This window comes from Oleiphilus sp. HI0086, from assembly GCF_001635225.1.
Map to the genome: position 1 here is coordinate 1 of NZ_LWFZ01000360.1, position 1110 is coordinate 1110.

1 pseudogene is annotated in these 1110 nt (G+C 46.7%); it reads right to left on the reverse strand.

From position 1 onward, the window contains the following. Positions 1 to 1110 (reverse strand): annotated as a pseudogene (locus A3756_RS04630) (phosphoribosylformylglycinamidine synthase); the annotation flags it as partial.

Here is a 1110-nt window from a genome sequence, read left to right on the forward strand (position 1 = left end):
GAATCCATCGAAGAGGCTGCACCGCCGCCAAGGCCGATCAGCATGGCCGGGCCACCCAATACAATTAGCTTTGCACCAACATCGATGTCACCTTTCAGTACATGGGACTCTTTAATATTTCCCATACCACCAGCAATCATAATAGGCTTGTGGTAACCCTTGATTTCCTGACCATTCGGGCCAGCAACTTCTTCTTCAAAGGTTCTAAAGTAGCCACACAAGTTCGGTCGACCAAACTCATTATTGAAGGCAGCACCACCTAGAGGACCGTCAAGCATGATGTTATAGGCAGAAGTCATTCGGTCAGGCTTGCCAAAATCTGTTTCCCATGGCTGTTCGAAACCAGGAATTCTTAGGTTCGATACCGTAAAACCTGTCANACCAGCTTTAGGTTTTGCGCCTTTACCTGTAGCACCTTCATCACGAATCTCACCACCTGAACCTGTCGAGGCACCAGAGAATGGAGAAATAGCTGTCGGGTGGTTATGTGTTTCAACCTTCATGAGGATATGAATATCTTCCTCATGCGCCTGATACTCCTGAGTTTCAGGGTTCGGGTAGAAGCGCTTTCCTTTCGATCCGGCTATTACCGCAGCGTTATCAACATAAGCAGACAATACACCTTCAGAATTCAGCTCATTGGTATTACGAATCATCGAGAATAATGATTTTTGCTGAGCTTCACCGTCAATATCCCAAGATGCATTGAAGATCTTGTGACGACAATGCTCAGAGTTCGCCTGAGCAAACATCATTAGCTCTACGTCTGTCGGGTTACGCTTTAGCCCGCAGAAAGCTTTGGTTAAATACTCTATTTCGTCTGTAGCCAAAGCCAGACCAATACGCTTATTTGCTTCTTCAAGCGCACTCTCACCATATGACAGCACATCGACACTGCTCATAGGGCGCGGTTCAGAGTGTCTAAACAGCAACTCGGCACCCGCCGTTTCATGGAAGACAGCTTCAGTCATTCTGTCATAGAACTGCGAAGATAGCGTTTGGCGCTGTTCGAGCGTAAGCTTTTCAGCAGATCGAACATAATATGCGACACCGCGTTCAATTCGATTTACCTGATTCAAGCCACAAATATGCGCAATATCGGTCGCTTTA